Raw genomic sequence first — 1027 nt, 5'->3', positions numbered from 1 at the left:
GAACATCCGTTAAATGAGAAAACTCGTATTTATCTAAGAGTGGAGTCTCTGCTGCGTCAGGCTCACTTGGCCTCTGGTTTTGCCGATAATCACCAGTATCAACTTTTTTTCCGTGCCCTTTTTGACATGGTAGAGATCTTCGAGCAGATCCAACTAAAAAGTGAATTGGCTAAAGATCTTGAGAAACAGCGCCTCTCCTATCGCCATTGGCTAAATGTAGAAGGTGTTGATCAAGAAGCCCTCAATTCCTTACTCAACGAAATTGATGTGGTTCATAGTCAATTAATGGGTGCAGAGCGTTTTGGTCAAGCGTTAAAAGAAGATCGCTTCCTTAGCTCTATTCGCCAACGTTTCAATCTACCAGGTGGCTCGTGCTGCTTTGATTTACCTGCATTACACTATTGGCTTCATCTGCCTATTGAACGTAAAAAGCATGATGCCAACCAATGGCAAAAGAGTTTGAAACCGCTTTCCGATGCGCTCACCTTGTGGCTAAAGCTTGCTCGTGAAACCGGTCATTTTAAAGCCCAAATCGCGCGCGCAGGATTCTTCCAAAGTGACGCAGATGAAGCAAATATCCTCCGACTTCATATTCCTATGAAGTATGGCGTCTACCCTATGATTTCAGGTCATAAAAATCGTTTTGCGATTAAATTTATGGCTTTTGAAAATGGTCAGGCATGCACACAAGATGTCGAGTTTGAATTAGCCGTTTGTAGCTAATCAAAACATCAGGCTATTATTCTAAATACTTCGCTTTAATACCAAGATTACAATGGGACGATTCAACCATGTCTAAAATTACTATCGTTCAATGCCCTCAATGTGGTACCGACGTTGAATGGGGAGAACAAAGTCCTCATCGCCCTTTCTGTAGTAAAAAATGCCAAATGATCGATTTTGGTGAATGGGCAGATGAAGAAAATGCCATTGCTGGCGCCCCAGATATGTCAGACAGTGACGGCTGGTCAGAAGATCAATACTAGAGGTTCTAGGTTCTAGGTTCTAGGTTCTAGGTTCTAGGTTC

Annotated in this window: 2 protein-coding genes; both read left to right on the top strand. The window is 42.6% G+C overall.

What is annotated here, in order from left to right; genetic code table 11:
- The coding region (gene zapD, locus R7040_RS24890) for a cell division protein ZapD (protein ID WP_318097339.1) at positions 1–723 on the top strand (723 nt) is incomplete at its 5' end.
- Positions 724–791: 68 nt separating this feature from the next.
- Positions 792–986 carry a DNA gyrase inhibitor YacG gene (gene yacG / locus R7040_RS24885; RefSeq protein ID WP_005462546.1) on the top strand — a complete coding sequence of 65 codons (195 nt, stop codon included), beginning with the start codon at positions 792–794 and terminating at the stop codon, positions 984–986.
- Positions 987–1027: the final 41 nt, after the last annotated feature.

Source organism: Vibrio sp. 1069, assembly GCF_033340555.1.
Note: the sequence above shows the minus strand (reverse complement) of the source record. Positions and strands in the feature narration are given on the sequence as shown.